The 25853-nt window shown below is 57.5% G+C and carries 20 protein-coding genes; 11 read left to right on the plus strand and 9 right to left on the minus strand.

Going from position 1 to position 25853, the window contains the following annotated elements; translation table 11 throughout:
* Positions 1-27: 27 nt before the first annotated feature.
* Positions 28-225 (minus strand): hypothetical protein, encoded by a 198-nt coding sequence (locus R1T40_RS03320; protein ID WP_317385857.1) that lies wholly within the window; start codon positions 223-225, stop codon positions 28-30.
* 621 nt (positions 226-846) lie between these two features.
* Here R1T40_RS03320 and R1T40_RS03325 point away from each other — a divergent pair.
* From R1T40_RS03325 to dnaE, 3 genes are all read left to right on the plus strand, one after another.
* Positions 847-1239: a RidA family protein gene (locus tag R1T40_RS03325; RefSeq protein WP_317385858.1), complete on the plus strand. Its 393-nt coding sequence runs from the start codon at positions 847-849 to the stop codon at positions 1237-1239.
* 36 nt (positions 1240-1275) lie between these two features.
* Entirely contained in the window at positions 1276-2052 is a 777-nt protein-coding gene (locus R1T40_RS03330; RefSeq protein WP_317385859.1) for a methyltransferase domain-containing protein, read from the plus strand.
* A gap of 965 nt (positions 2053-3017) precedes the next feature.
* A complete protein-coding gene (gene dnaE, locus R1T40_RS03335) occupies positions 3018-6518 on the plus strand; it encodes a DNA polymerase III subunit alpha (RefSeq protein ID WP_317385860.1) in 3501 nt (1166 codons plus the stop codon).
* A gap of 331 nt (positions 6519-6849) precedes the next feature.
* Here dnaE and R1T40_RS03340 read toward each other — a convergent pair whose 3' ends face one another.
* Both R1T40_RS03340 and R1T40_RS03345 read right to left on the minus strand, forming a co-directional pair.
* Positions 6850-7338 (minus strand): DUF995 domain-containing protein, encoded by a 489-nt coding sequence (locus R1T40_RS03340; RefSeq protein ID WP_317385861.1) that lies wholly within the window; start codon positions 7336-7338, stop codon positions 6850-6852.
* A gap of 231 nt (positions 7339-7569) precedes the next feature.
* Positions 7570-7764: a SlyX family protein gene (locus R1T40_RS03345; protein ID WP_106165147.1), complete on the minus strand. Its 195-nt coding sequence runs from the start codon at positions 7762-7764 to the stop codon at positions 7570-7572.
* A gap of 143 nt (positions 7765-7907) precedes the next feature.
* On the opposite strand from R1T40_RS03345, the gene hisS reads away from it, so the two are divergent.
* From hisS to hisG, 3 genes are read left to right on the plus strand one after another with little or no spacing between them, the layout of a single operon-like run.
* Entirely contained in the window at positions 7908-9422 is a 1515-nt protein-coding gene (hisS, locus tag R1T40_RS03350) for a histidine--tRNA ligase (RefSeq protein ID WP_317385862.1), read from the plus strand.
* Between the two features lie 2 nt (positions 9423-9424).
* A complete protein-coding gene (locus R1T40_RS03355) occupies positions 9425-10516 on the plus strand; it encodes an ATP phosphoribosyltransferase regulatory subunit (protein WP_317385863.1) in 1092 nt (363 codons plus the stop codon).
* Positions 10513-11205 (plus strand): ATP phosphoribosyltransferase, encoded by a 693-nt coding sequence (gene hisG, locus R1T40_RS03360; RefSeq protein ID WP_106165150.1) that lies wholly within the window; start codon positions 10513-10515, stop codon positions 11203-11205. The genes R1T40_RS03355 and hisG overlap by 4 nt, the downstream gene beginning before the upstream one ends.
* A 141-nt stretch (positions 11206-11346) precedes the next feature.
* On the opposite strand, the gene R1T40_RS03365 is transcribed toward hisG, so the two are convergent.
* Positions 11347-11778 carry a DUF1489 family protein gene (locus tag R1T40_RS03365; RefSeq protein ID WP_317385864.1) on the minus strand — a complete coding sequence of 144 codons (432 nt, stop codon included), beginning with the start codon at positions 11776-11778 and terminating at the stop codon, positions 11347-11349.
* 187 nt (positions 11779-11965) lie between these two features.
* Here R1T40_RS03365 and R1T40_RS03370 point away from each other — a divergent pair, with 187 nt between their 5' ends.
* Together R1T40_RS03370 and R1T40_RS03375 are read left to right on the plus strand one after the other, a co-directional pair.
* Positions 11966-14263: an adenosylcobalamin-dependent ribonucleoside-diphosphate reductase gene (locus R1T40_RS03370; protein ID WP_317385865.1), complete on the plus strand. Its 2298-nt coding sequence runs from the start codon at positions 11966-11968 to the stop codon at positions 14261-14263.
* Between the two features lie 388 nt (positions 14264-14651).
* A complete protein-coding gene (locus R1T40_RS03375) occupies positions 14652-14777 on the plus strand; it encodes a hypothetical protein (protein WP_317385866.1) in 126 nt (41 codons plus the stop codon).
* 429 nt (positions 14778-15206) lie between these two features.
* Here R1T40_RS03375 and R1T40_RS03380 read toward each other — a convergent pair whose 3' ends face one another.
* The 3 genes from R1T40_RS03380 to R1T40_RS03390 all read right to left on the minus strand — a co-directional run bounded on the left by R1T40_RS03380 (position 15207) and on the right by R1T40_RS03390 (position 18687).
* Positions 15207-15995, minus strand: coding sequence for a hypothetical protein (locus tag R1T40_RS03380; protein ID WP_317385867.1), 789 nt, complete (start codon positions 15993-15995; stop codon positions 15207-15209).
* A complete protein-coding gene (locus R1T40_RS03385) occupies positions 15995-17329 on the minus strand; it encodes a hypothetical protein (protein ID WP_317385868.1) in 1335 nt (444 codons plus the stop codon). Before R1T40_RS03385 ends, R1T40_RS03380 begins: the two co-directional genes overlap by 1 nt.
* A 134-nt stretch (positions 17330-17463) precedes the next feature.
* Entirely contained in the window at positions 17464-18687 is a 1224-nt protein-coding gene (locus R1T40_RS03390) for a DUF4123 domain-containing protein (protein WP_317385869.1), read from the minus strand.
* 770 nt (positions 18688-19457) lie between these two features.
* Here R1T40_RS03390 and R1T40_RS03395 point away from each other — a divergent pair.
* Positions 19458-20021 (plus strand): dihydrofolate reductase family protein, encoded by a 564-nt coding sequence (locus R1T40_RS03395; protein ID WP_317385870.1) that lies wholly within the window; start codon positions 19458-19460, stop codon positions 20019-20021.
* Between the two features lie 501 nt (positions 20022-20522).
* Here the strand turns inward: R1T40_RS03395 and R1T40_RS03400 are convergent.
* Positions 20523-20933, minus strand: coding sequence for a GFA family protein (locus R1T40_RS03400; protein WP_317385871.1), 411 nt, complete (start codon positions 20931-20933; stop codon positions 20523-20525).
* A 392-nt stretch (positions 20934-21325) separates the two neighbouring features.
* Between R1T40_RS03400 and R1T40_RS03405 the strand changes: the two genes are divergently transcribed.
* Positions 21326-22095 (plus strand): IS5 family transposase gene (locus tag R1T40_RS03405; RefSeq protein ID WP_317385872.1). Its coding sequence is split into 2 segments (ribosomal slippage): positions 21326-21662 and positions 21662-22095, totalling 771 coding nucleotides; the frame shifts between segments, so codons are not numbered across the junction.
* 1089 nt (positions 22096-23184) lie between these two features.
* The gene (locus tag R1T40_RS03410) at positions 23185-24930 is read left to right on the plus strand and encodes a type I secretion protein (protein WP_317385873.1); all 1746 of its coding nucleotides are present in this window, start codon (positions 23185-23187) and stop codon (positions 24928-24930) included.
* A gap of 27 nt (positions 24931-24957) precedes the next feature.
* Here the strand turns inward: R1T40_RS03410 and R1T40_RS03415 are convergent, their stop codons facing one another.
* Positions 24958-25191 carry a hypothetical protein gene (locus R1T40_RS03415; RefSeq protein WP_133166738.1) on the minus strand — a complete coding sequence of 78 codons (234 nt, stop codon included), beginning with the start codon at positions 25189-25191 and terminating at the stop codon, positions 24958-24960.
* Between the last annotated feature and the right edge of the window lie 662 nt (positions 25192-25853).

A 25853-nucleotide genomic window follows, 5' to 3' on the forward strand; every position in this document is an offset into this window, starting at 1 on the left:
ATGCCCAAGGCGCAGGTGCAGTAAAACCTAGTTTAGGATGTCGGCGATTGCACCGATCAGGTTCAGCACTTGGTGCGTCTCGCGGTTCACCTCGTAGACATAGTCGCCAGCGCGCACGTAGTACCCGTCGCGCCTCAATCCCCACCGGCTAGGGTCATCGATGCGGATGTAGCCATCCCGAATGTACTCCCCAATTCCATACCGTTTGGCGTGTCCAGGTGGCACACAGGGAACTGCTTTCTTGGCAAGACCTGGCGGGCAGTGCCTGTCTTTCGACTTTACGAAGATGGGGGTCGGTATCTGGTCTTTGCCCCAGGAGTGGTCCTTTGCGTTTGCCATCGACGGGCCCTGCGCAGCCAGGGCAATCGTAAGTATCACTATAGCTGTCTTCATGTTCCGTGCCTTCCTTCATCTGGAGGTTCAGTTAGGCCGAAATAGGGGGGGGCGAACTCACCAAAACGCGCGTCGGCATATAGCCGCGCAAGCGTCGCTTTGATTTTCCAACAGTCAGCAAGCGAAGTCTCAGCGCTTCGCTAACCTTGAAGCAAGGCGCGGCATGCTCAGGGCCAGCTGAGCAGTCTTGTAGGTCCGCTAACGGGAAGCCCTTCGCGCTCGCAGCAGCGTCTTCGTCGCGCCCTGCATGAACGTCGTAAATGGGCTGGCTGATGTCATCTGGCGTCGGGCACGAGGTGCGGTATCCCTGCAACTCGGTGCTGTGCCGCCGCAAGTCGGCAGTGAGCCCTCTTTTACCGATGCTGTGCGATGCAGGAATGTCCGCAATTCCGAAAACTTTGTCACGATTGATCAGATGCGTGTATGCTTTCCAGTAGGGAGGAGGCTCACCAAATGCGCCAGCTCATATCAAACGGAAATCCCATGGAGGAAGTCGTTGGCTTCAGTCGCGCGGTTCGTGTTGGTCCTTTCATTGCGGTAGGGGGAACCGCGCCTGTAGATGCTCAGGGCAAGACAGTTGGGGTCGGAGATGTATTCGCCCAGACCACCCAGTGCTTTGAAATCATCAAGGCCGCTCTCGAACAGGCGGGGTCTGGTCTTCATGACATTGTGAGAACGCGGGTCATTCTGACGGATATCGATGACTGGAAGGAGGCCATTGAGGCGCGAAAGAAATACTGCGTCGATGCCCGTCCAGTCGATACGATCATGGCGGTCACGAGGTTCGTTAACCCGGAATGGTTGGTCGAGATCGAAGTTGATGCAGTTGTTCCCGAAGATAGATAGAGCAAAAGCCCATGTGTATTTGTCGCCGGGTGCACAATGCTGAGGTTTGACGAGGAAACGACGCGGCTTCTGGATATCGTCTATCAAGGTGCAGATATCACGCGCAGACGACAAGCGTCATTCGACGCTCTTCGTCCCGCAGCGGGCGAAACAATTGTCGACATTGGCTGCGGGAATGGCTTGCTGACATTAGAACTTGCCAGAGCGGTTGGATCAGGGGGCAAGGTAATCGGAGTTGATCCCAGTCGCGACATGCTTGGCCCGGCCAAAGAGCGGTGTAGGGCGTTTGACTGTGTTGAAATCCTGACGGGCACCGCCAATAGTTTGCCAATTGAGACCGGAACGATGGACAAGGCTGTCTCGGTTCAGGTCTTCGAGTATCTTGACGACATCCCCGGAGCAATCGCTGAAGCTAGCCGAGTGCTGAAACCCGGTGGCAGACTTGTGATCGGCGACATTCATCTCGACAGTCTGGTGTGGTTCAGCGACGAGAAGGATCGTATGGACCGCATGATCGCGTCTTGGGATCAGCATTTCACACAACGCGACGTTCCGGCAATTTTGCCGTCTATCGCGCGAGACGCAGGCTTTATCGTCGAGGGTGTCGCTCCACTAACGACATGTGATCACGAGCTGAAGCCGGACGGGCTTGCGACGATGATGATGCAATTGATGGCCCGATATGCTGTCGACAATAGCCACGTTCCCGCCGAGGAAGCCGCGGCGTGGCTGGCGGAGCAAAAGACATTGGCTGCCCAAGGCCGCTTTTTCTATGCGCTGACACATTTCGTCGTAAGCGCACGAAAGAAGTAGCCATCAACCCGCACCGTACATCAAGAGTTTTGCAGCGTCGAAATCATTTGTTTTGGCCAGCCGCCGAAAAGCTGTCACTGGCGCACTTGCAGCGAATGCACGCTTTGTCCCGTTCCCTTCCGTTCGACAGTGGTTGGTGGCTGCATCTGCAGCGAAGGTCTGTTCCCGCCATTGCTCGTGCAGCATGGGACCGTTGCCCAGGTGGCAGATCCTGAGACTTTGCAAATGTCGCTACCTGCGCTTTGCTGACATCTGAGCTGAGCGCGGCATCGCCCTGGTCATCGGAGCCGTTCGAAGGTCCGCTCTCAGGGGGTCGTTCGCGCTTGCAGCAAAGGTATCGCTGCACCTTGCATGAATGTCGTATTCGGGCTGACTGCGCCCCTTGCTCTCGCACAAGCGAATGATGTGCTTTTAACTCTGCGCGTCGGGCGGCCTGTGCCAGACTAGAGCTGAGAGCAGATGCCCGTCTCTCTCGAAGCATGTTGGGAAATGGACACTCTCACAACGCTTGATAAGCCCCGCCTTCGTGCGGGGCTTTTTCGTTTCCAGCTGCGCAGTATGCGCGAGGTGCTACGAAGTGTTCCTTGGTTCACTGAACCTGGTTGAACCGAAATTGATTTGAAAAACCGTGATTCCAAGTCCAATGAAAAGAGTGCCTTGGGCCAAAAAACAGTACCTTGGCCTCAAGGTTCTTTGTTTACACCGAAGATGTCGGGAGTTCGAGCCTCTCACGACCCACCACCTTTCCCAGTGTTGTTTTGCACTCTACAAGGTCTGATCTGGTTCATCGAACCTGATCCCCTGCCATTCGCTGGCGTAGCCCATGACCTCGAAGACGTCTCGGTGACGCGCCAGCGCTTGGCGCGCGTCGCTTTGGCATAGGTTGGGCAGAACTGCATACGCGACGGTCGGTTACCATGCGATCTGATCTTTCCTGCGGCAACGGGCGCGAGTAGGGTCGCGCCATGACAGCTTCTCCCCGATTCATTCACCTGCGCACCCACACGGAATACTCTCTGCTAGAGGGGGCCGTGCGGCTGAAAAAACTGCCTGACCTGTGCAAAAGTCACAACATGCCAGCGATTGCGGTCACCGACACCAATTCAATGTTCGCGGCGCTCGAATTCTCGGTGTCGCTATCGGGCGCGGGCATTCAGCCGATCGTCGGCTGTCAAGTCGATCTGACATTCGAGAAGAGCGAGCCGGGCGAGAAGCCGAAGTTACCGGCACCGGTGGTGCTCTTGGCGCAGAGCGAGGAAGGCTATGAGCATCTGATGAAGCTCTCCTCGTGCCTCTATGTCAAAACCGGCGGGCAGTTGCCGCAGGTTTCGATTGAGGAGCTGGAGGCCAACGCGTGCGGGCTGATCTGCCTGACGGGCGGGCCGGACGGGCCGGTGGGCAAGCTGTTGCAACAGGGCCAGCGCCCGGCGGCGGAGGCATTGCTGCAGCGGCTCAAGGTGATGTTCCCGGATCGCCTTTATGTGGAACTGCAGCGCCATCCGGGCGAGGACGGCCAGCCCGAGGCGGAAACCCTGACCGAGCGCGGCCAAGTGGAGATGGCCTATGCCATGGAGCTGCCGCTGGTCGCCACCAATGACGTCTATTTCCCCAAGACCGAGATGTATGAGGCGCATGACGCGCTGATCTGCATCGCCGAGGGGGCCTATGTCGATCAGGCCGAGCCGCGCCGCCGGCTGACCGCGCAGCATTACTTCAAGAGCCAGGAAGAGATGATCGCGCTGTTTGCCGATCTGCCCGAGGCGATCGAGAACACGGTGGAGATCGCGCAGCGCTGCGCCTTCATGACCTATCGCCGTGATCCCATCCTGCCGAAGTTCGCTGATGACGAGGTGGTCGAGCTGCGCCGTCAGGCCAACGAGGGCCTGCAGCAGCGACTGGCAGTGATCCCGCATGCGGTTTCGGTCGAGAAATATCAGGAACGGCTCGATTTCGAGCTGGATATCATCGAGGGCATGGGCTTTCCCGGCTACTTCCTGATCGTTGCCGACTTTATCAAATGGGGCAAGGAACAGGGCATTCCAGTGGGGCCGGGGCGGGGCTCCGGTGCGGGCTCGCTGGTGGCCTATGCGCTGACCGTGACCGACCTTGACCCGCTGCGCTACAGCCTGCTGTTCGAACGCTTCCTCAATCCCGAACGGGTCTCGATGCCCGATTTCGACATCGACTTCTGCATGGATCGCCGCGAGGAGGTGATCAAATACGTGCAGCAGAAATATGGCCGCGACAAGGTGGGGCAGATCATCACCTTTGGTGCGCTGCTGTCCAAGGCGGCGGTGCGCGACATTGGCCGGGTGCTGCAGATGCCCTTTGGCCAGGTGGATCGTCTGTCAAAGATGATCCCGGTCGAGGGCGTCAAGCCCGTGTCGATCGAAAAGGCGCTGCTGGACGAGCCGCGACTGGCGGAAGAGGCCCGCAACGAGCCTGTGGTGAACCGGCTCCTGACCTATGGCCAGCAGGTCGAGGGGCTGTTGCGCAATGCCTCCACCCACGCCGCCGGTGTGGTGATCGGCGACCGGCCGCTGGATGCGCTGGTGCCGCTCTATCAGGATCCGCGCTCCGACATGCCGGCGACCCAGTTCAACATGAAATGGGTGGAGCAGGCCGGCCTGGTGAAGTTCGACTTCCTCGGGCTGAAGACGCTGACCGTGATCCAGAACGCGATGGAGCTGATCTTCAAATCCGGGCGACCGCTGCACATCAATGCCGAGGGCACGCAGCTGTTTGAACCGGCAGAGGGGGCGGAGAACCACATCAACGCCATTCCGCTGGATGATGAGGTCACCTATGACCTCTACTCGCGGGCCAAGACGGTGGCGGTGTTCCAGGTGGAATCCACTGGCATGATGGATGCGCTGAAGCGCATGAAACCCAACTGTATCGAGGACATCGTGGCGCTGGTGGCGCTGTATCGTCCCGGTCCGATGGAGAACATTCCGGTCTATTGCGAGGTCAAGAACGGGCAGCGCAAGATCCAGTCTGTGCACCCGCTGATCGACCATATCCTTGAGGAAACTCAGGGCATCATCGTCTATCAGGAACAGGTGATGCAGATTGCCCAGGTGATGGCGAATTATACGCTTGGCGGCGCCGACCTGCTGCGCCGCGCCATGGGTAAAAAGATCAAGGAGGCGATGGACGCCGAGCGCCCAAAATTCGAAAAGGGCGCGGCGGAGAATGGCGTCGAAAAGAAGAAGGCCTCGGAAGTCTTTGACCTCTTGGAGAAATTCGCCAACTACGGCTTCAACAAATCGCACGCGGCGGCCTATGCGGTGGTGTCCTACCAGACCGCCTGGCTGAAGGCGAACCACGCGGTGGAGTTCATGGCCGGGGTCATGAACTGCGATATCCACCTGACGGAAAAACTGTCGGTCTATTTCGAGGAAGTGAAAAAGGGGCTGAAGCTTCCCTATGCGGCGCCGGACATCAACCGCTCGCTTGCCACCTTCGATGTGGTCGAGGGAGAGCTGATCTATGCGCTGGGTGCGCTGAAGAACGTTGGCGTCGATGCGATGAACCTGATCGTGGAGGCGCGCGGCGACCAACCCTTCGTGACGCTTTATGATTTTGCCCGCCGGGTGGACCTGAAACGGGTCGGTAAACGCCCGTTGGAGATGCTGGCACGGGCCGGGTCCTTTGACGTGCTGGACAGCAACCGCCGCCGGGTGTTCGAGAGCCTTGAAGGTCTGGTGAGCTATTCCGCGGCCATTCAGGAACAGAAGAACTCCAACCAGGTGTCGTTGTTCGGCGAGGCCGGGGACGACTTGCCCGAGCCGCGCATGGCAGGCGTGCCGGATTGGTTGCCAGCTGAACGCCTCTCCGAGGAGTTCAAGGCGGTGGGCTTCTACCTCACCGGGCACCCGCTGGATGACTACATGCCTGCGCTGAAACGCAAGGACGTGATGACGCTGGACGAGGTGATGGCCAAGGCCGAGCGCGGCCCGTTCATGGCCAAGATGGCCGGCGTGGTGGCGGGCCGCCAGGAGCGCAAATCCGCGCGCGGCAATCGCTTTGCCTTTGCGCAGCTATCGGACACCACCGGCGCCTATGAGGTCACCATCTTCTCCGACGTGCTGGAGAAAAGCCGCGATCATCTGGAGACCGGCTCCAAGGTGGTGATCACCGCCGAAGCGACGATGGAGAGCGACCAGCTGAAGTTGCTGATGCGCTCTGCCGGGCCAGTGGACTCCGCGATTGCTGATGCCGGGCGCTCCAGCTTGCGGGTCTATCTGGAAAGCGCGGCGGCAGTGGCGACGGTGGCCACGGTACTGGAGGACGCCAAGAAAGCGGCCAGGAACGCCAGCCCGGGAGAGATCTATGTCTACCTGCAGGACCCGAACCTGCCCGGTGATGTGGAGATGGACCTCGGCCAGATGTTCCCGATCAATCCGCAGATCAAGGGCGCGCTCAAAAGCCTTGAGGGCGTGATGGATGTGGAGGAAATCTGAGGGGGGCGACCCGGCCTATCAGAAACTTGTGACCGCCTGATGGGTCGTGTCTTAATCGGCGACAATCCGGACTATCTTTGAGGTTTGTCGCCGTTCTTTTGATGCGCCGGCGCGGCCTGAGAATCAGTTTTATCTGATCTTTTGCGCTTTGATCTGCCCTTAAAGCCGACGCTGGTCTTTGAATGGCCACACACAAATGCTGCGATCAAGCCGATAGAAGATGCGTTCAATCCGCTGAGGTATTTCAGACCCATTGCTCAGTATGGGTCGCGCCCCAAACCTTGACGGATGCGGATCGAGGCGGAGGCCTCGACCCGAGGCGTTCGTCAGATTAGAGGCCGATCTTGTCGCGGGCCTTCGCAACATCCGACTGGTAGACGTAGCCGCGTCTCAGGCTGCTGTTGGAGTTGGTCATCGGCCACCACTCGGATCCGCCCGGCCAGCGACGATACATCACCCCCCAAGAGTTGATAACATGCTGAATGCAAAGAGGTTCTGAGGCCGAGCTGCCGACGTTCGCACCTTCGGACCAGAACCAGGTGAGGTTCTGGCACAGGGTGCCATCCTGAGAGACGCTCCAAGTTCCTGCGGCCATGCTGTCGCTGTTTTCTGAACACCAGGCGCGCGCTCGTTTGTTTGGGGACAGGTAAATTCCGCCCTGACAGCCCTGTTCCCAGAGGTCGGTCTTGCCTGAGTAGGTGTTGATGACTTTCTGCGCAGATGCCGGACGCGCGTTGCGCGGTTTTGGATCTGCCAAGGCCACCATCGGAAGGCTGGCCATCAGCGAAATGGACAGTAGGGTTTTAACGGAGGGCACCATGGATCTTGTCTCCTTGCGCAGCGGTTTCTGTGATCGAGTTAATTTATCTAAAATCATGGCCAAGTTTCACGCCAGATGACAAGATCAATCGCCGTGCGGTATCGTCAGCCTGGCTCTTGGGGCTGGGCTTGGGCACGGGTCAGACAGGGTCTTGGTCACAGATCAGGAAGCCACGCCCACGGGTGATTTAAGGCCGGGTGGCGGTGGCTCGACCAGCAGCATGTCGCGCCGTCAATAGTGCGGCGGCCGCTCATCCCCGAACACGGCGCCGCCGGTGCCCTCGGCCTCACGCTGGGCCTCGCGCTCCATCAGCATCTGCACGCGGCGTTTCAGCACGTCGATATCCGCCTGCTGGGTGGTCACGATCCCGTTTAACTCGTCCACGGTACGGGTCAGATAGGCGATCTGTTCTTCGAGGTGTTGCATGGCGCGGATCTCCCTGTGTCGGGGCTGATGTAACGCGGGCGCAGGCCGTCGTCCATGGGGCAGGGGCAGGCCCTCGCACCTTGCTGTCAGAGGTCCCTTGGGCTAGACGCTCATCCGAGAGAACCACCCGCAAGGAGGCCACAATGGCCAAAGCCAAGAAGCAGCCCCGTCCCAAGGCGATAACGCCCAAGGGATTCCGTGACTATTTCGGCGAAGAGGTGACCCAGCGCACGCATATGCTGGCCGCCATTGCGGAGGTTTATCATCATTATGGGTTCGATGCGCTGGAATCCTCCGCCGTCGAGACGGTCGAGGCACTTGGCAAGTTCCTGCCCGATGTGGATCGCCCCAACGCCGGTGTCTTTGCCTGGCAGGAGGCTGATGAGAACGACCCAGAGGGCAAGCCGGGCGACTGGATGGCGTTGCGCTATGACCTGACCGCGCCCCTCGCGCGTGTTTATGCGCAGCACCGCAACGAGCTGCCCAACCCCTATCGGCGCTATGCTATGGGGCCCGTTTGGCGCAATGAAAAGCCCGGTCCGGGCCGCTATCGCCAGTTCTATCAATGCGATGCCGATACGGTTGGCACCGCGTCGATGGCGGCGGATGCAGAGATCTGCATGATGCTGTCGGACACGCTGGAACGGGTCGGCATTCCGCGTGGTGACTATTTGGTGCGCGTCAACAACCGCAAAGTGCTGAACGGTGTGCTGGAGGCCATGGGCCTAGCTGAGGACGATCCAAAGCGCGACGACGTGCTGCGCACCATCGACAAGTTCGACAAGGTCGGTGAGACCGGCGTGCGCGAGCTGTTGGGCAAGGGGCGGCTGGATGCCTCTGGCGCCTATATCGATGGCGTGGGGCTTGAACCGCAGCAGGCAGAACCGGTGCTGGCCTTCCTGACATCGAAGGGCGACACCGTGGCCGAGACCATGACCAACCTGCGCGCCGCCGTCGGCGACAGCAAGGTGGGGCAGGAGGGCATTACAGAGCTTGAGCAGATGGGCGCGCTGTTTGCCGCTGCTGGTTATGGCGATGATCGCATCCTGATCGACCCCTCGATCGTGCGCGGGCTTGGCTATTATACCGGCCCGGTGTTCGAGGCGGAGCTGACTTTCGCGATCTTCGATGAGAAGGGCCGCAAACGCCAGTTCGGCTCGGTTGCGGGCGGCGGGCGCTATGACGGGTTGGTCAAACGCTTCACAGGTCAGGAAGTCCCTGCGGTGGGTCTGTCCATCGGGGTTGATCGCCTGCTGGCGGCGCTGCGTGAAAAGGGCCGTCTGTCGGCCACGCCGACCGGCCCGGTGGTGGTCACGGTGATGGATCGCGACCGGATGGCGAATTATCAGTCCATGGTTGCCGAACTGCGCGCTGAGGGCATTCGGGCAGAGGTCTACCTCGGCAATCCGAAGAACTTTGGCAACCAGCTGAAATACGCGGACAAGCGTCATTCGCCGGTGGCGGTGATCGAAGGCGGCGATGAGAAGGAACGCGGTGTGATCCAGATCAAAGATCTGATCCTCGGGGCCAAACTCGCCGAAAGCGCCACCTTGGAAGAGTGGAAAGAACGCCCGAGCCAGTTTGAAGTGCCCCGCACGGAGCTGGTTGCCAAGGTGCGTGACATCCTCGCCAGCCAAGCCACAGATCAGGAGGGCTGACTATGCCCAACCGTTCCCAGATCGAAGCCCGCGCGGCGCTGTTGCGTCAGCGCTTTGAGGTGGCGGGGGGCGTTGTCGTGGACCCGCCCCTGCTGCAAAACGCCAACACGCTGCTCGACCTTTATGGCGAGGACATCCGCGCTCGCGCCTATGTGACCTCGGACGCGCTGCGCGGCGAGCAGATGCTGCGGCCTGACTACACGCTGCCGGTGGTCGAGATGCACATGAAAGGCGGTGCGGAACCCGCGCGCTACACCTACGCTGGCGAAGTGTTCCGCCGGCAGGAGCATGACCCGGATCGCGCCAATGAATTTGTCCAAGTCGGCTATGAGGTCTTCGACCGCACCGATCCGGCGGATGCGGATGCGGAGGTCTTTGCGCTGTTTCACCTGCAGCTACGTGGTCTTGAGCTGCGCGTGGCGACCGGCGACATCGGTATCCTGATGGCGGCGGTCGAAGGGCTCAAAACCACCGAGGTGCGCAAGGCGGCGTTGCGACGTCACATCTGGCGACCACGCCGGTTCCGCGCGCTGCTGGACCGGTTTGCAGGCCGCACACCGATCTCCGAGAGCCGCAAGAAACTGCTGTCGACCTCCGGCCCATTGACCGGCTCTGCGCCGGAAATAGGAAAACGCCGGGCGGCGGAGATCGACACCCGTATCGAGACCCTGCGGGGGGATGCCGCTGCGCCGCCGATCGCTGAGCATGAAATGGCCGCACTCGAAGCCTTGCTGGCGGTGCGCGAAACCATTCCCTATGCGCTGGAGCAAATGCGCGACATCGCGGTGGACCTACCGTCGATCCTGCCGGCGCTGGACCGGCTGGAGGCGCGGGCCTCGGCGCTGCGGGCCCGGGGCATCGATGTCGACCGGCTTGATTTCGAGGCGGCCTATGGGCGCACCTCGATGGAATATTACGACGGGTTTGTCTTTGGCTTTTACGCCGAGCGCCGCCCGGATCTGCCGCCGATCGCCACTGGCGGGCGCTATGACGCGCTGACGCGGCTGTTGGGGCAGGGGGACGAGATCCCGGCTGTGGGCGGCGTGATCCGACCCGATCTGATCCTGACGCTGGAAGGGGAGGCCCGGACATGAGCATCAAGCTGGGCGTGCCGTCCAAGGGACGGCTGATGGAGAAGACCTTCGACTGGTTTGCCAAGCGCGGCATCACCCTGTCGCGGACCGGGTCTGATCGTGAATACGCAGGCGCGGTCGAGGGTGTGGAGGGCGTCGATCTGGTGCTGCTCTCGGCGGGCGAGATTCCGCGCGAACTGGCCGCCGGGCGCATCCACCTCGGGGTGACTGGTACCGACCTGGTGCATGAGAAGCTGCCGCGCTGGGAACAGCAGGTCGAGGAGCTGGAGCCAATGGGCTTTGGTGAAGCGGACCTGATCCTGGCGGTGCCGCAGTTCTGGATCGATGTGGACACGCTGGAGGATCTGGACGCGGTCTCTGCCGCCTTCCGCCGCACCCATGGCCACAGGTTGCGGATTGCCACCAAATATCACCGGCTGATCCGTGAGTTCCTCGCCGATGCTGGGGTTGCGGATTACCAGTTGGTGGACAGCCAGGGCGCCACCGAAGGCACGGTGAAGAACGAGACCGCCGAGATGGTGGCTGATATCACCTCCACCGGCGAGACCCTGCGTGCCAACCACCTGAAGATCCTGTCGGACGGTCTGGTGTTGCGCAGCCAGGCCACCCTGTGGCGCAGCCGGGTGGCTAAATGTTCGCCCGAGGACAAGGCGGTGCTGAAGGCTCTGCTGGATCGTTTCGACGGGTAGGGGGATGCGAGGCTCTGCCTCGCGCTCCGAGATATTTGTGAAAAGATGAAGGGCTGCGTTCTCGCAGTCCTTTTCTTTTGGCACGAAAGTCTAATGGGGGAAGTACGGCAGGTCCGGAGTGGCGGCGTTCAGATCTTGGGCTCAGAGCACCCCAATTTCGGCCAGAGCCTGCGACAGTTCAACAGGCAGGGCCTCTTCCTGGTCGCGCCCCTCGGGCAGGTCTGCCGGGGTGTCCTCGGGTTTCAGGTAGCGCCAGCCCTGAAAGGGGCGCTTGGGGGCGGTGTTGGTGCGGTGCACCTCTGGGGCGAGCACGATGGCGCAGCGGCGGATCTCGTCCTCGCCACGCGCCTCATCCATACGCAGGATACGCTGGCGGCACTGGATCATCCCCTTGATAACCCAGTAGATCGAGCCGCCGTTGAGGATCTCGTCTTCGCGTTTCGGCCACATGCGCGTGACATGGCGCGGCAATCCGTCAGCCCAGCGTTGCGCATAGCTCGCCTGCCAATCCATCAGCCCCTCGACGCTTTCGGTGCCGACCGAAAGCTTCAGGAGGTTTACATGCTTATCCACAGCTTGTCCCCAGAGTCGTCCAGTGTTTCAGCTGCATATAGTAGCTCCCGTAGTGTTGGCGGCAAGGTCTTGTGGTGTATTCGTGAATAAAATGCTAAACTGTCCGGAAATCACCGTTGAGAGCGGGCCTCTCTCGGGCTATCTACACTGCTTGTTTGCACACCGACCGACCACAGGGATTCGCCATATGAGCCGCTTTGCCGCCCCCATCGCCGAGCAGATCTGGGACATGAAATATCGTTTCAAGGATGCTGAGGGCACGCCGATCGACGCCACTGTCGAGGACAGCTGGCGGCGGATTGCCCGCGATCTGGCACGGGCCGAGGCCAAGCCGGACGTGTGGGAGGAGAAATTCTATGCCGCACTTGAGGATTTCCAATATCTGCCCGCAGGACGGATCACCGCCGGGGCTGGTACTGCACGGCAGGTGACATTGTTCAACTGCTTTGTGATGGGCACCGTGCCAGACAGCATGGGCGGCATCTTCGACATGTTGAAAGAGGCGGCCCTGACCATGCAGCAGGGCGGCGGCATCGGCTATGATTTCTCCACCATCCGGCCGCGCGGCGCCGATGTGAAGGGTGTGGCGGCGGATGCGTCCGGACCATTGTCCTTTATGGATGTCTGGGACGCCATGTGCCGTACCATCATGTCGGCGGGCTCGCGCCGCGGGGCGATGATGGCCACCATGCGCTGTGACCACCCGGATATCGAGAGCTTCATCACCGCCAAGTCCGACCCCGCCCGCCTGCGCATGTTCAACATGTCGGTGCTGGTCACCGATCCGTTTATGGATGCGGTGAAGGCCGACGGCCCCTGGGAGCTGACCTTTGGCGGCAAGGTCTATCATACGGTGCAGGCGCGGGATCTGTGGAACAAGATCATGCAGGCGACCTATGATTATGCCGAGCCGGGGGTGATCTTCATCGACCGGATCAACGCCGCCAACAACCTGAACTACGTCGAGCAGATCGCCGCCACCAACCCCTGTGGCGAGCAACCGCTGCCGCCCTATGGCGCCTGTCTGCTGGGCTCGATCAACCTCGCGCGGCTGGTGACCAACCCATTCGACAAGAATGCCGAGCTTGACCCGGAGGGATTGAACGACCTGGTCGCCACCGCCGTGCGGATGATGGACAATGTGGTCGATGTCTCCAAGTTCCCGCTGGAGGCGCAGGCACAGGAAGCGCAGAACAAGCGTCGCATCGGCCTCGGGGTGACTGGCCTCGCGGATGCGCTCCTGATGCTGGGGCTGCGCTATGGCTCCGACGAGGCGGCGCGTCAGACCGAGCGCTGGCTGCACCAGATCGCCCGCGCCGCCTATCTGGCCTCGGTGGACCTCGCGAAGGAAAAAGGCGCCTTTCCGCTGTTCGATGCCGAGGCCTATCTGGCGTCGGGCAACATGATGAACATGGACGATGACGTGCGCGAGGCCATTCGCGAGCACGGCATCCGCAACGCGCTGTTGACGTCGATCGCGCCCACCGGCACCATTAGCCTCTATGCCGGCAATGTCTCCTCGGGGATCGAGCCGGTGTTTGCCTATGCCTACACCCGCAAGGTGCTGCAGAAGGACGGCTCGCGCACCGAAGAGGAAGTGGTGGATTACGCGGTGCAGATGTATCGCGAGAAATTCGGTGATGATGCCGAACTGCCCGACTATTTCGTGAACGCGCAGACATTGGCGCCTGCAGATCACGTGAAGATGCAGGCGGCGGCGCAGAAATGGATCGACAGTTCCATCTCCAAGACCATCAATTGCCCGGAGGATATCGACTTCGAGGCCTTCAAGGACGTCTACATGCAGGCCTGGGATCAGGGCTGCAAGGGCTGCACCACCTATCGTCCCAATGATGTCACCGGTTCTGTCCTGTCGGTCTCCGAAAGCGCCGATACCGCGCCGGGCGAGAGCGTCGATGCGCCGCATGAAAGTGGTCTGGATGGCAATGGCGCTGAAGTGGTCTACATGTCGGAGCCGCTGGACCGGCCGCAGAGCCTAGAAGGCCATACCTACAAGCTCAAGTGGCCTGACAGCGAACACGCGATCTATCTGACCATCAACGATATTCTCATCAACGGTCACCGCCGTCCGTTTGAGGTCTTCATCAACTCAAAGAACATGGAGCACTACGCTTGGACGCTGGCCCTGACCCGGATGATCTCGGCCGTGTTCCGTCGCGGGGGCGATGTGTCCTTTGTGGTCGAGGAGCTGAAGGCCGTGTTTGATCCGCGGGGCGGTGCCTGGATGCAGGGCAAGTACATCCCCTCCATGCTGGCTGCGATCGGTGGCGTGATCGAGACGCATATGATCAAGACGGGCTTTATCGAAGGCGAGGGCATGGGGCTGAAGACCGACCCGACGGCGCAGGTGGTGAACCTGAACCAGCCGCGCGGCAAGGCCTGCCCGAGTTGTGGTCAATATGACATGCAGATGGTTGAGGGCTGCATGACCTGCCGCAGCTGCGGCCATTCTAAGTGCGGGTGATTTATCCGCGGGAGATATTAGTCAGAGAAAGCAAATGAATGCGCAAACGGAAGCATAAGTCTGCGCAAGGGGTGTCAAGGGGGAAACGTATCGCCTGGAGCCCTTAGGCTGATCTCTGACAAACGGTGATAGAGGCGCCGGGGCAGCTGCTCCGGCGCCTTTCCCGTATGGAGGGGGGCGGTTCGTGGCATGAAGCCGCGGATCCGGTGGAGGGCCTTTGTGCCCTCCCTATATGAACCTGAGCATGGCGCAGTGGGGCTGGCTTGCGATTGTGCGACCCTGGACACGAGGTCGCTTGGAAGCGGTGAGAACTCCGATGAAGACCATGAAGCCGACGCAAGCTGCCGCTACGATCTAGAGCCGATATCAGCGCCGGAGAAATTGTCAGGTGCCCGTCACAGCAACGGATGTCTACGCCGACACCATTGCTCGCGTCTGTGGAGACGACGTTGACCTCGACCCGGTCGAACGGGGCCTCATCCACCTCAAGCGCCAGAAGGTGATTTCCGGCTGAAGACTGCTCACCCTTCTCGCCCGCCACCAGCGTGAGCTGAGACCTGAGTGACGCGTCGCGATGGCTTTCTGGGCTAGTGGGTTCAACGCTACCTGCGAAGACACTTAGTGTCGCACCTCTGGGAAGGGAATGGTGGCGTCAAGCGGCCCATAGATACCGCGCACGTCCGACGCAGGAAGGCGATCTGCCCCGGCTCGAAGGGCGGGGAGCCGACATTCTCTGCGTCCTGGATGAACGGCAGCGATGCGCAGATAGTGAGCTTTGCAAAGTCAGGATTTCCACAGGACAGCGTGTTGCATCATTTTGTATGTGCGGCAACTAGAAGGCAGACGTTGGTCAAGACCGTCTTGGTGCAGAGCATTGTTAAGTTGTAAGGTACGATTTCAGATCATCGCCTGAACCAGGCCGGCGTCAGCTGCCAGTCGGGCATCACTCCTTCCAAACATAAACCATATGTCCGTTCTCGTCCTCGGCCTGGCGTTCGATCCTCCTGATGCCTTGCCAGTACCGCCAGAGGCCGGGAAGGTAGTATCCAATCAGAGGCAGGAACACCATGCCAAGCCCAAGCATGCCGGAAACATGCTTACTGAGAGCCGCATCGGCTACGAAATAGGGATCGATCAGCCTCAGGATGATCAACGGCGCGCCACCGCCCAGTGCCATGCCCAGCAACAACAAGCCAGCATAGACATAAAAGACAATCCGCATGAGCCAGTCAAAAAGCAAGAAACCGGTTGCTTTTCTGTAACCCAGTACCGCATCCGGACTCCTTCTTTCGACAATCCTTCCGGGCTCAATCTTGTGGCGCTTGCACAGGTTCACCGCGAGAGCGGCGGTGTCATGTTTCATGAGCCCAACGCCGACACCAGCCCCCAGGGCGAGTAGCTGCGCACACCATATGCCCCATAAAAGACCATCGAATGCCCCGAGATAAGAGGGCGGGAGGGACAAAAATGCCAGAATTAGGAGAGCGAGGCCAGTCAGGCACACACGCACAGCAAGTGAGCGGCGGAATCTCTCTACCCGAGCCAAACCTACATAAGTCGGAAGGAATTGTATCACCGGTAGCCAGAACAGTAACCCAAACACCACTCCGCGCGTCGTTCCTCCGAACAAGGCAAAGAAGGAAACGAGATTTGGCAATATTAGCCACATCAATCCACCGGCGCGAAAATTGGTGACATCATGCGGTGCTTTTGCAGTATCAGGGTTCTTCATCAATATCTCCCCGGTAGCGAAAATCCGCGACCACCAAGCCCTCTGGACCAGGCATCTGCCTGATCAAGCGGATTTGAGCAAAAGAGGGCACACCATCCATTCGGATCGTCGCTGCGCAGGCTTCTTTCAAACTCGTCAAACCAGGAATCGATGAGGCCTTTTCCAGTGACAACGATTTTTTCTACAAACTCAACGACCATAATAGCAGCGATGCGAGCAGCTCTTCCAGTGACTGCAGCAAGTCTTCCGATGACCGCGGCAAAATCATGGAAAAGCTCTTTAAGCCAATTTTTAAAACCTAAGTAATCGTCGAGCTGATCGAGCCCCCAGCCCACGGCTATCGAGGCTCCGACGCCCAGCGTGACGACAAGAGCTACAGGAGCCGCTGCAACGGATGCAGCAATGGTCGCAGCAAAAATCACCCCGGCAAACCCCGCAATCCAGACCTTGATAAAGGTGGCACCAAGCGCGCCTAAAAGATCGCCCCAGTTCTTTTCCGGGTCTTCGCTGGTTATAAAGTCGCCGACATCAAAGGAGGCTGAGATGGCAAAGCCGATGAAATTCCCCTTCGCTGCTGTACGTGCTGCCGAGCCAATACGTTCAAGATGTGTCGGCGCCGCCATGACATCGGCATAGCTGGAGATATAGGTCATCTTGTTGTTGCGCAGCCCATAGGAGATGGCGGTCAGGAATGACCGAGACCGATGCGCGCCTTTGAAAATGATCGCGTGTTTCCCACCCCAGGAAGAGATAGCCTTCACGTAAAATTTCCCCTGGAAAATGATCTCCTTTAGCGCTGCGATGACCTGCCCGCGATTATTCTGACTAACTTGCCTCGCAAAGAGAGCGATATTGCCGGCCTCGTTTGCCGAACTGGCAACTGTGTTCTGAGCCAGCGACGCTGAAAGCCAATTGAGCGACTGGCTTGAAAGTGCGTCAACCGTGTGGTGCCCGGGGCTCACCGCGCCAGGACCGCTTGCCGCTTCTGCAACCATGATCATGTCGATGTCGGTATTGTCCTCCGTCACGCCCTCTGACAGGAACGCCGAAAGATCAGCCTCGTTGCCTTCGGACAAGACTGGGATGCCCCGACCTTGCGTTCCGGTTGGTGTGGGCTCGCGGCGCTTGCCGGCGATGAGGCCAACTTGCACCTCCTCGGGCCGCGTCAACAAGGCTGGATCGATGTTATCCAACAGGCGAGCGTTGACTCCATTGACCGTGAGATCAAGCGGACCACCGCTGCCCGCAACCGTGTTGCCCAGACGTGTTGGCTGGCTGGCCGTCTGGGGCAGGATGCTGCTGGTTTCGCTGCCAACAGTGACCGCAACGGACATGTCCTGACCTGAATGGTTCTCAAGCCAGAGCCGATTGCCTTGGTCACAGGCGCAAGTCGCCTGGTTCGCGGGTTCGGCTGGGTACCGCGACATCATGGATCTTGGGTGCTGATAGGGAGGAAAATCCTGCATATTCAAATCTCGTTCAATGCACTGTGAATAATTGTCTTGCGTTCACGCTCCGAACGCCTTGGATCTGCGAGGGGCTGAAACGTCGCCATCCTCAACACGAAATCAACGCCATATCGCGCCGACAGCATAGTATAACCGGCGATACTGTCCTTCTGTTCAAGCCCGACCCCCGCACAGAATTCAAGTGCGACTTGCACCAATTGCCTTGCCTCTTCCAGTGAGAGCGACCGGGCATAGTCCTGCACGTCGCGCAGCAGATCTTCCGCAAAACGGCGTTTCTGGCGCGATGCCATAGCCTCCATATAATTCGCGCGCAGCAAAAATGGCGAACGCTGCAGGTTCGTGCCTTGGACCGGCGGTTCACGGAGTTTATAAAGCCTAGCACTGGAGCCCGCCAACGTGGCAATTTGATAGCATCCGAGAAGCGCGCGGGCATCATCTTCAGCAAGCAGTGGACGCAGGTCTTCGAGCGTTTCGGGGTCATAGAACCGAAAGAAAAGCCACCGTTCGTCCGTTTCGGTGCGAATCCGTGTCAGGCGGCGGAAATGGCTGGCAACCTGATCGATCCCATGCGTCGTGCGGAGAGCCAACATTGTTGTACGTCCCCAGAGCATCCAGGGCGCGTCGCCTTTGGTGAAGAGGTCGCGCGCAAAAGCTGTTTCTGGCTCAAGCCTTATCAGCCAAGGCGCTACATCGCGAAGTTCAAGGCTGGCGTCACCTTTGAACAGGCACCGGTATTCCAGGCCAGAGGCCTCAATCATGTCGGGTAAATTCGGAACCATTGCTGCATCGAGCAGCGCATAGTAGGCGGATCCCTCGACTGGCTTGAAGTATGGGTCCAGCAGCTCGTCCAAATCCCGTTTGTCACCTGTTCGAAGAGGTTCGATTTCAAAAGGCTTCGTCAGGATAGCCGGTGAATCCGGTGCTTCAGGACCGCCGATTGGTTGACCAGGAAGGACGAGTGCATGTTCAAGGAAACTGACCCGATCTTTGACACAGCAAGCGGCACTCATGCGAATTGCATGCCTGTCGTCTGGGTAACGTTGTTGCCAATGGCTTTCGGCAAGCACAGTCTCGCAAGTTATGGGGCCGAGGCCATGCACTCCCAGCCGTGTCGATATAGATTCCTGCGCGGCCTCAGCATTTGAAGAACGTACACCGGCAACGATCCTGCGGGTCGAGCCGTTCGACATCAGGCAAAAGAAAATTCCTAAATAGAGGTCCATTGAATGGCACTTTCCGTAAAAAACAAAGCGATCTCCCTGCGCCCGGTCGCCTGAGCCATCAAAAGAGGTTCGGCTTGCGCCGGCCATTGCCCTGGAAGCTTCAACCAACTGGAGCTTTGGAAAGCCGATCACCTCTCTGAACTGGCGCCCTTCATGAGGGCAATCGTTAACCTGCACCTAAGGGTTGAGCAGCACGCTATTAACCTCAACTCAGAAGTCAAGCAAGGTACCCTATAGATATGGAGAGCCATGCTGCTTACCGCAGCAACTTCACATTCGTCTTGAAGGCGCGAGGAACGCATCTACCCGGACCGAAGTCGGCTGGGTCGAGCCCCTTCACACTCAGTTTTCGGAGCCTTTTCCGCGATTTTCCGAACTTTAAGAAAGCCGCGCTATAGCATGCCTTCCGGCGGCTCGGCTGGATAATGGCACTCCTTAGAACTGAACGGCTGGCTCTAAGTCCGCTTTCGGGAAATGGGTCAAATTGCTTCGCACTCGCAGCGGAGCAGTCACTGTGCCTTGCACGAATGTCGTGATTGGCGCTGGCTGGCGTCATCTGGCGGCGGAGACCAGGTGCAGTATCCCAGCAACCCGGTGCCGCGCCGCCGCAAGTCGGCAGTGAGCCCATACTTCCAAATGCTGCGCTGAGTTCGAAGGTCAGCTTACATGTGGCTGCGTGTTGACCAGCCAAACAGCTTCCTCTAAAAATACCTTCAACCGAGGAGTGCTCTGCCAATGATCAAATAATTCCCAACTCATTCAGAAGCCGAATGGCTTTTAGGGAAATTATTTATCAGGAGCATCTCATGCATCCCATAATTTATGACGTTGCCGTTTCGCTGGACGGTTTTATCTCCGGCTTGTCTGGAGACATATCGAAATTCGCACCTGAAGGGCCTGTGGTAGACGACTACTTAAAGCGCCTTGAGACCTACAAAACGGCAATCATGGGCCGAAACACCTACGAGTTCGGGTACGATTTTGGCCTTAAACCCGGTCAAAACCCCTATCCACATATGAGGACAGTCGTTTTCTCCGACACTTTGGAGTTACCTGAACAGGCCGAAATCTCAGTTCTTCGCAGTCCTACACCTGAGGCGATTTTGTCATTGGCGCGCAACGCGAGTGGCCCCGTGTATCTTTGCGGAGGTGGCGATTTCGCAGGGTGGATGCTGGACCACGGATTGATCGACCGGCTCATCCTCAAGCGCGCGCCGTGTGTCCTAGGGAGCGGCACACCTCTCTTTGGGGCGTGCGCTCGGCCCATAAGCATGTCTCGGATCAGGACTGAGACATATCAGAATGGGTATCTTCTGGAAGAGTTCGAAGCCTGATCGAGCTCAAGAAGCGGACAGTCTTTCATGAAGTGCGACTGTCCGCTTCGTCCGCACAGCCGACTTTGGGCCGTCGGATTTGCTGCGACAGTTGTCGAAAGGCAGCTTTAGGAAAGCTGCAACGCAGCGTTTGGTTCTTCGGGCAACGGCGGCTCTGGGGCCGTTCGCGTCGGTCGACACCAAGGGGCGGACAGCGGTCTTTCTCTGCAAATGCTCTGTCCTGAACTCGGCATTGCTAAAGCGGCCATTCAAGCGCTCGCAACCGAAACCCACATGCTGCACCGCGCACCAAGGTCGGCTATGCGCAGAAAGCAGCCTTTGCAAACTCAGTCATGTGACATAGCCAGCCGAGGTTTTTTGCTGCGGCGCAGCCCGCCGGTTCTGCCGTTCGTTGCGGCCGCGAGGTTCCGGGGCCGGTGAACCTACACAATGCGGGACGGATGTGCCGTTCACATCCGTGCAGTCTAGCTGACTCCCGAGTTAAATCAGTGGCTTGCTCCTTCAGCCGGGAAGCTCGTCGATCTTTTCGATGGAGGTCAGGTTGTTGTCCCACTTTGCGCGACTGGAATAACAGATGTGCGCGTTGGGTCGTATGTAAATCCGGCTGTCAAGAGAGCCTGCCGGAACCACAAGCAAACCAACCTCAGGCTGCGCAATAGGCAGCTCTGACCCACATTCAGAGCAAAAGCTCTTTGTGTGGCGCGAACCGGAGAGCCGGAACGTCTTGACGCTTTCTTCACCTGATGCCCAGGTGAGTGTTGCAGTGGACGAAAACAAGTTTGCAGAATGGGCCGAACCGCTGTCTTTGCGGCATCGAGAGCAGTGGCACAGGAAAAAGCTCTCGAAAGCTCCCGATATGTGGAATTTCACAGCACCACAAGGGCATTCTCCGGCGATCAGATTGTCAGCCATTCATCCTCCTCTCAACAGGCAAGCCCCTATCGCCAGCCAAATTCATTCTTATTAACCTCATGTAGCCGCTGTTGAATCTCAGTCAAAAGGACTCACTGCCGTCATGCGGCGGCACAGCACCGAGAAACCAGCACCAACCTGCCCCAGGTCAGCAGTGATCGGTTCAAGCCAGCCATCAATGCGCTGTGGAAGTGGGTCGTTCAGAACGTCAGATTGAATCCGAACTGTATCCCATAGCTTTCATAACCGGCCGCGCCGATCCCATCGTAATATGCGTCCACCGCCAAAACCGCCCCATTGGGCAACTGGTAATTTGCCCCAGCCTTTAGGGTCAGGACCCATTGATTTTCGGTTGGCTGCGTGATTCACCGCATCAAAAATGGGCGGTGACGATGTCTGATCTTTTCTGGTTGAGCGATGCGCAGATGGCGCGTCTTGAGCGCTTCTTTCCCAAGTCTCACGGTAAGCCGCGAGTTGATGACCGGCGGGTCCTAAGTGGCATTATCTTCATCAATCGCAATGGCTTGCGGTGGTGTGATGCACCCAATGAATACGGCCCACACAAAACGTTGTACAACCGCTGGAAGCGGTGGAGCGATAAGGGCATTTTCGCACAAATGCTGGTCGGTCTGGCCGCAGATCATCGCGAAGAACAAACTGTCATGATCGATGCGACGTATCTCAAAGCGCACCGTACGGCTTCCAGCCTACGGGCGAAAAAAGGGGGCCTGGAGACAAGCGCGGGCGGGTGATCGGTCGCACTAAAGGCGGGATGAACACGAAGCTACATGCGATCTGCGACAGCCGTGGTCGCCCGCTCAACTTGTTCATCACTGCCGGCCAAGTCAGCGATTACGTCGGAGCACGGGCTCTGTGCAGCAGCCTGCCGACGGTCGGATGGCTGCTGGGTGACCGGGGCTATGACGCTGACTGGTTCAGAGAAGCGTTGGAAGGCAAGGGGATAAAGGCGTGCATCCCTGGCCGCAAACAGCGTAAAACCCCTGTCAAATACGACAAGCGCCGTTACAAACGCCGCAACCAGATCGAGATCATGTTCGGCAGGCTGAAAGACTGGAGAAGGGTCGCAACACGATACGACAGATCACCAACAGTGTTCCTGTCAGCTATCGCTCTCGCCGCTCTCGTCATCTTCTGGCTATGAAGGATAACGAGTCCTGACCCTAGCGAGGCTTGCAAAATTAAAGTACTTCGCACCGGAGAATATGCAGGTTTGAAGTGCATTTGGAAGACCATTGATCTGCCAGTTCGCCACCATAAAGCATAATTACGTCAGATCAGCGGAACCTTACGACGGACACATTGCGTTGATTTAAGTCTGCCCTCAAGCAGAGAAGGTATGCAGACTCTCCGACAACCCTCGTTTTTGGCACAGCAGTAAACCACACCGATTGACGCTGCCAGCCCCCCCCCGTTCAAAACCAGACCAGTTGTCGAAGGTTTCTGGCTCTCTCATGATAGCGGACATCCATGCTTTGTGCAGCATCAGTCGCAATGGGCTCAAACCGGACTTGCGGCGGAGCGGCCACCGGAAACTTGAGCTTTCAAGCTTCAGTCCGGCCAGCGGGATGACCGGTCCGCAGCTCCAACTCGACATTCAGACAAGGCGCAGTGAAGCCTTCGCTGCAAGCGTGAAGGAAATCAGCAGATCTCCCAAGTACGTACATTCAAGACTGCAAGTTCTGCCATAGCAATGCTGCACACCGCTCAGCAAATACGCGACATGCTCGCTTCACTATTCTATATCGCAAAACATCCGAAAGTTGTCAGTCTGTCCAGGGTAACCATCCGCTAGGCTCCTGTTTGGATACAGTGCAACCCGCAATCACGTTGCCTGTGTCATCAATTAGAACCCAGCATCCCTCATTGAATTGAGTCAGATGCTGGGCCCCTATGCTAACCGAGCTGGAGGAACCAATACCGAAGAACTTGGCTCTCCTGAAGGTGCTGTGCACATAGATGAGTATCTCAGTTCCATCGTACGGAGCACTCTCCATTGAGTTTATCTTCAGCGATCCTTTGATCTCAGATATCCATTGTATCAGGTGTCAGGGCAAGATTTTCCAACCCGACTATATTTCAAGAATGCGAATCTCGTCAAATAAAAACAAAAAAACCCCCTCAGGCCTGGTTAATTAACCTAAAGCAGCCGAATTACAGTAAAGTTTTATCGTTTCCATTTTGTTGGCAATTTTGGCGCAGGTTCAGCAATGCCCACACTTGGAGAACTGTAATGTCGACTGCCCTTGGTGCAAACCCAGAATTTCGATCAAATTTCACACAAGATAATTTTGGTGGGAATTTTCTGTTCCATAGGGATACCTTAGACGGTGATCAGTCTTATCGGGAGTTAGTCCAGGATTTGGGGGTGGAAACGGTACGTTTTCCTGGAGGGTCAGTTACTGAAGAGTACTTCGATATCTCGAACCCCAATAGCTCCTCTGGCATAGATCCTGAGAACGGCGAACCGGTGAATCTGATCCCACTCAATGATTGGCTAACCACTGCAGGGGAACTCGGAATATCGACGACCGTTGTCATCCCGACAAGAACTTATCTATCTGAAGCCACTGACGAAAATGGGGACCGAGAACCAGATTTTGAACATGAGGAGCTCTATGGTTTCGTTCGCGATGTCGTACGTGGAGTGCACGGCAACGGTGAAATTGCAGCGTTCGAGATCGGCAACGAGTACTGGGGATCGGGGCAAATGTCATCCGTCGAGTATGGCCGGCTGTCTAGCGAGATGTCTTCGGTTATTGATCAAGCTTTGTCAGACTCTCAAGACATGGGTTTCGACACAGGAGACATAGATGTTGTCGTACAGGCAGGAACTAACTTCGACTTTGCAAGATTGGATAGTTCCTACGACGATTTAGATACACCTGAGGCAGTCTTGAGCGCGTTGTCTGAAGAATACAGTCAAGACTTTAGCGAAGGTTTCACTTTTTCAAGCGGTGAGATCAACTGGTCAAAGATTAACAATGCGCTCATCATGAATGAGTTCGACGATCAGGAAATTGACCAGATCGACGGAGTATCGTCCCATATCTACACAAGAGGCGAACTCAACCCCGAGATGCGTGACTTTTCTACCAGGCTTGTGGAAAGTACGTGGCTTGAGAGGAACGAAGACCTCGACACATATGTCACTGAGTGGAATTTGAAATCCACTCCTTCACTTGACCCTGACACCGACTATGGGTTGCGACAAGCGCATGAAATGCTGGAAATCCTAGAGCAGTTCCCTGAGCATGGTGTCGACACTGCTCACGCTTGGCCTCTACTTCAAAACACTCGAAACGCATTAAGTTCCGGATTCGAACACGATGAGCTCACCGTCGGCGGTGAGATGTTTCGGATGATGGAAGAGAGCTTGCCCGGAAATCGATCCATAGACCTAGTGGGTTCGGAGAACTCAGAAACCGAATACTCTTCCCCTACAATCGATGTGCATGCATTCGGAAACCCAGACGAACTGGTGCTCTTCTTAACTTCGAAATCTGAAGAGGTTACGTCAAACGACTTCGATCTTTCGGGGTTGTTGAGCGGTGGCGAGAACATTTCAGTAACCTACCTCGGAGTTGACGAGGGAGACTCACCCGGTAGTAGAAATGCAAACGCGAACGTTGAAGAGGCGACCTCTGAAGAGATTGAGAACGAAATATTCAATAACGGTATTCTTCACGCCGATCTCGATAGCTTAGAAGTCATGCGCGTGGTGGTCTCTCAACCTACTTGGACTGAAGAGATGGAGGTCTACTGGGAAGCCGTAGGTATAGTCGAAGATGAGGTTGGGGAGATTGACGGGGTCTACGACGCCGAAGCACTCATTGAGTCGTTAACGTCTGGTCCTGGTGATGTACCACCTGTGGATGAGCCATCACCCGAACCAGATGAGGATTTTGATGATGATGGTGGCTTGGGGATCGCTGCAATCGCTTTGGGCTTGCTGCCATTGTTGGCGCTACTGCTCTAGTAGGACTCAATAGGTTCGACGCTACCGCTAACCTCGATCATCGGCTACACCCATAGTCGCTAGATGTGACATGAGTTGCTCAAGGTTCATATTCTCTTCTTCTACTAGCTGTGTGAGCATGGTTGCCAACCATTCTTCCGAAGACCAGCCTCCAGAAGGTATGGTTTCACGACTGCCATCATTGAAGCGTTCAGGAAGATCCCGGCCATCCTCGTAGCGAGAAAGGCCAATCACTCCGCTCGCAGAATAGAACTTATACATCGCAACGGACCCCTTGATTAAACAAGGCTTGCTGATCTTGCGTGCTTCCGATGGGCAGGGAGGCTTCAAGTAGAGCATGAAGCACTGACTGCCGGTCCGCTCTGGCCACGGCATTCGAGAGGTCATGTCGCTTGTCAAAGTCTGTAAGCTGTTCTGATGCGTAAAGAAAAGTGTAAGCGAGCACTTGCTCATAGTTCAGAATAGCCGAGCTTGTAGAACTGGCGGCTTCGGGATCTTGCAGTGTCTCGGACTTTAGTGTGAACAGCGTTCGCCGATCTCGCATTCTGTGAGGAGGGTGCCTACTTCTCTCGGATGTAGGTCTGCTAGATCCCGTCCAAAGAATTTTTCTAAAGAATTTTTTCGCGGTTTCAGAGGCAGTTTTTGCACACATATCAATGTCCCCAGGTCTGTAAGCGCACAGCCTAGGATTTGAGAAACTGGTAAATAAAACAATAACCAATGCCACGCATAAACACGTATTGCGTGGCACGAGTGCGCTATCTATCAGATCACCATTCCAAATACCGATGCCACCGATGGAGTGACTCTACATTTGGGGTGCGTTGTTGTTGGCGGCACCACATATACGCAAGCTTCTTTAATTGTTCCAGATTTTGAATTTTTGTTTTTTTCACGCATTCAATAACCCATCGGCCACTACT

Source organism: Tritonibacter scottomollicae (assembly GCF_032924845.1).
Taxonomy (GTDB): domain Bacteria; phylum Pseudomonadota; class Alphaproteobacteria; order Rhodobacterales; family Rhodobacteraceae; genus Epibacterium; species Epibacterium scottomollicae.

Coding starts and splice junctions, on each gene's coding strand:
- R1T40_RS03325 (WP_317385858.1), top strand. CDS start 847: ATGCGCCAGCTCATATCAAACGGAAATCCCATGGAGGAAGTCGTTGGC.
- R1T40_RS03330 (WP_317385859.1), top strand. CDS start 1,276: ATGCTGAGGTTTGACGAGGAAACGACGCGGCTTCTGGATATCGTCTAT.
- dnaE (WP_317385860.1), top strand. CDS start 3,018: ATGACAGCTTCTCCCCGATTCATTCACCTGCGCACCCACACGGAATAC.
- R1T40_RS03340 (WP_317385861.1), bottom strand. CDS start 7,338: ATGGTGCCCTCCGTTAAAACCCTACTGTCCATTTCGCTGATGGCCAGC.
- R1T40_RS03345 (WP_106165147.1), bottom strand. CDS start 7,764: ATGCAACACCTCGAAGAACAGATCGCCTATCTGACCCGTACCGTGGAC.
- hisS (WP_317385862.1), top strand. CDS start 7,908: ATGGCCAAAGCCAAGAAGCAGCCCCGTCCCAAGGCGATAACGCCCAAG.
- R1T40_RS03355 (WP_317385863.1), top strand. CDS start 9,425: ATGCCCAACCGTTCCCAGATCGAAGCCCGCGCGGCGCTGTTGCGTCAG.
- hisG (WP_106165150.1), top strand. CDS start 10,513: ATGAGCATCAAGCTGGGCGTGCCGTCCAAGGGACGGCTGATGGAGAAG.
- R1T40_RS03370 (WP_317385865.1), top strand. CDS start 11,966: ATGAGCCGCTTTGCCGCCCCCATCGCCGAGCAGATCTGGGACATGAAA.
- R1T40_RS03380 (WP_317385867.1), bottom strand. CDS start 15,995: ATGAAGAACCCTGATACTGCAAAAGCACCGCATGATGTCACCAATTTT.
- R1T40_RS03385 (WP_317385868.1), bottom strand. CDS start 17,329: ATGTCCGTTGCGGTCACTGTTGGCAGCGAAACCAGCAGCATCCTGCCC.
- R1T40_RS03390 (WP_317385869.1), bottom strand. CDS start 18,687: ATGGACCTCTATTTAGGAATTTTCTTTTGCCTGATGTCGAACGGCTCG.
- R1T40_RS03395 (WP_317385870.1), top strand. CDS start 19,458: ATGGCTTTTAGGGAAATTATTTATCAGGAGCATCTCATGCATCCCATA.
- R1T40_RS03400 (WP_317385871.1), bottom strand. CDS start 20,933: ATGGCTGACAATCTGATCGCCGGAGAATGCCCTTGTGGTGCTGTGAAA.
- R1T40_RS03410 (WP_317385873.1), top strand. CDS start 23,185: ATGTCGACTGCCCTTGGTGCAAACCCAGAATTTCGATCAAATTTCACA.
- R1T40_RS03415 (WP_133166738.1), bottom strand. CDS start 25,191: ATGTATAAGTTCTATTCTGCGAGCGGAGTGATTGGCCTTTCTCGCTAC.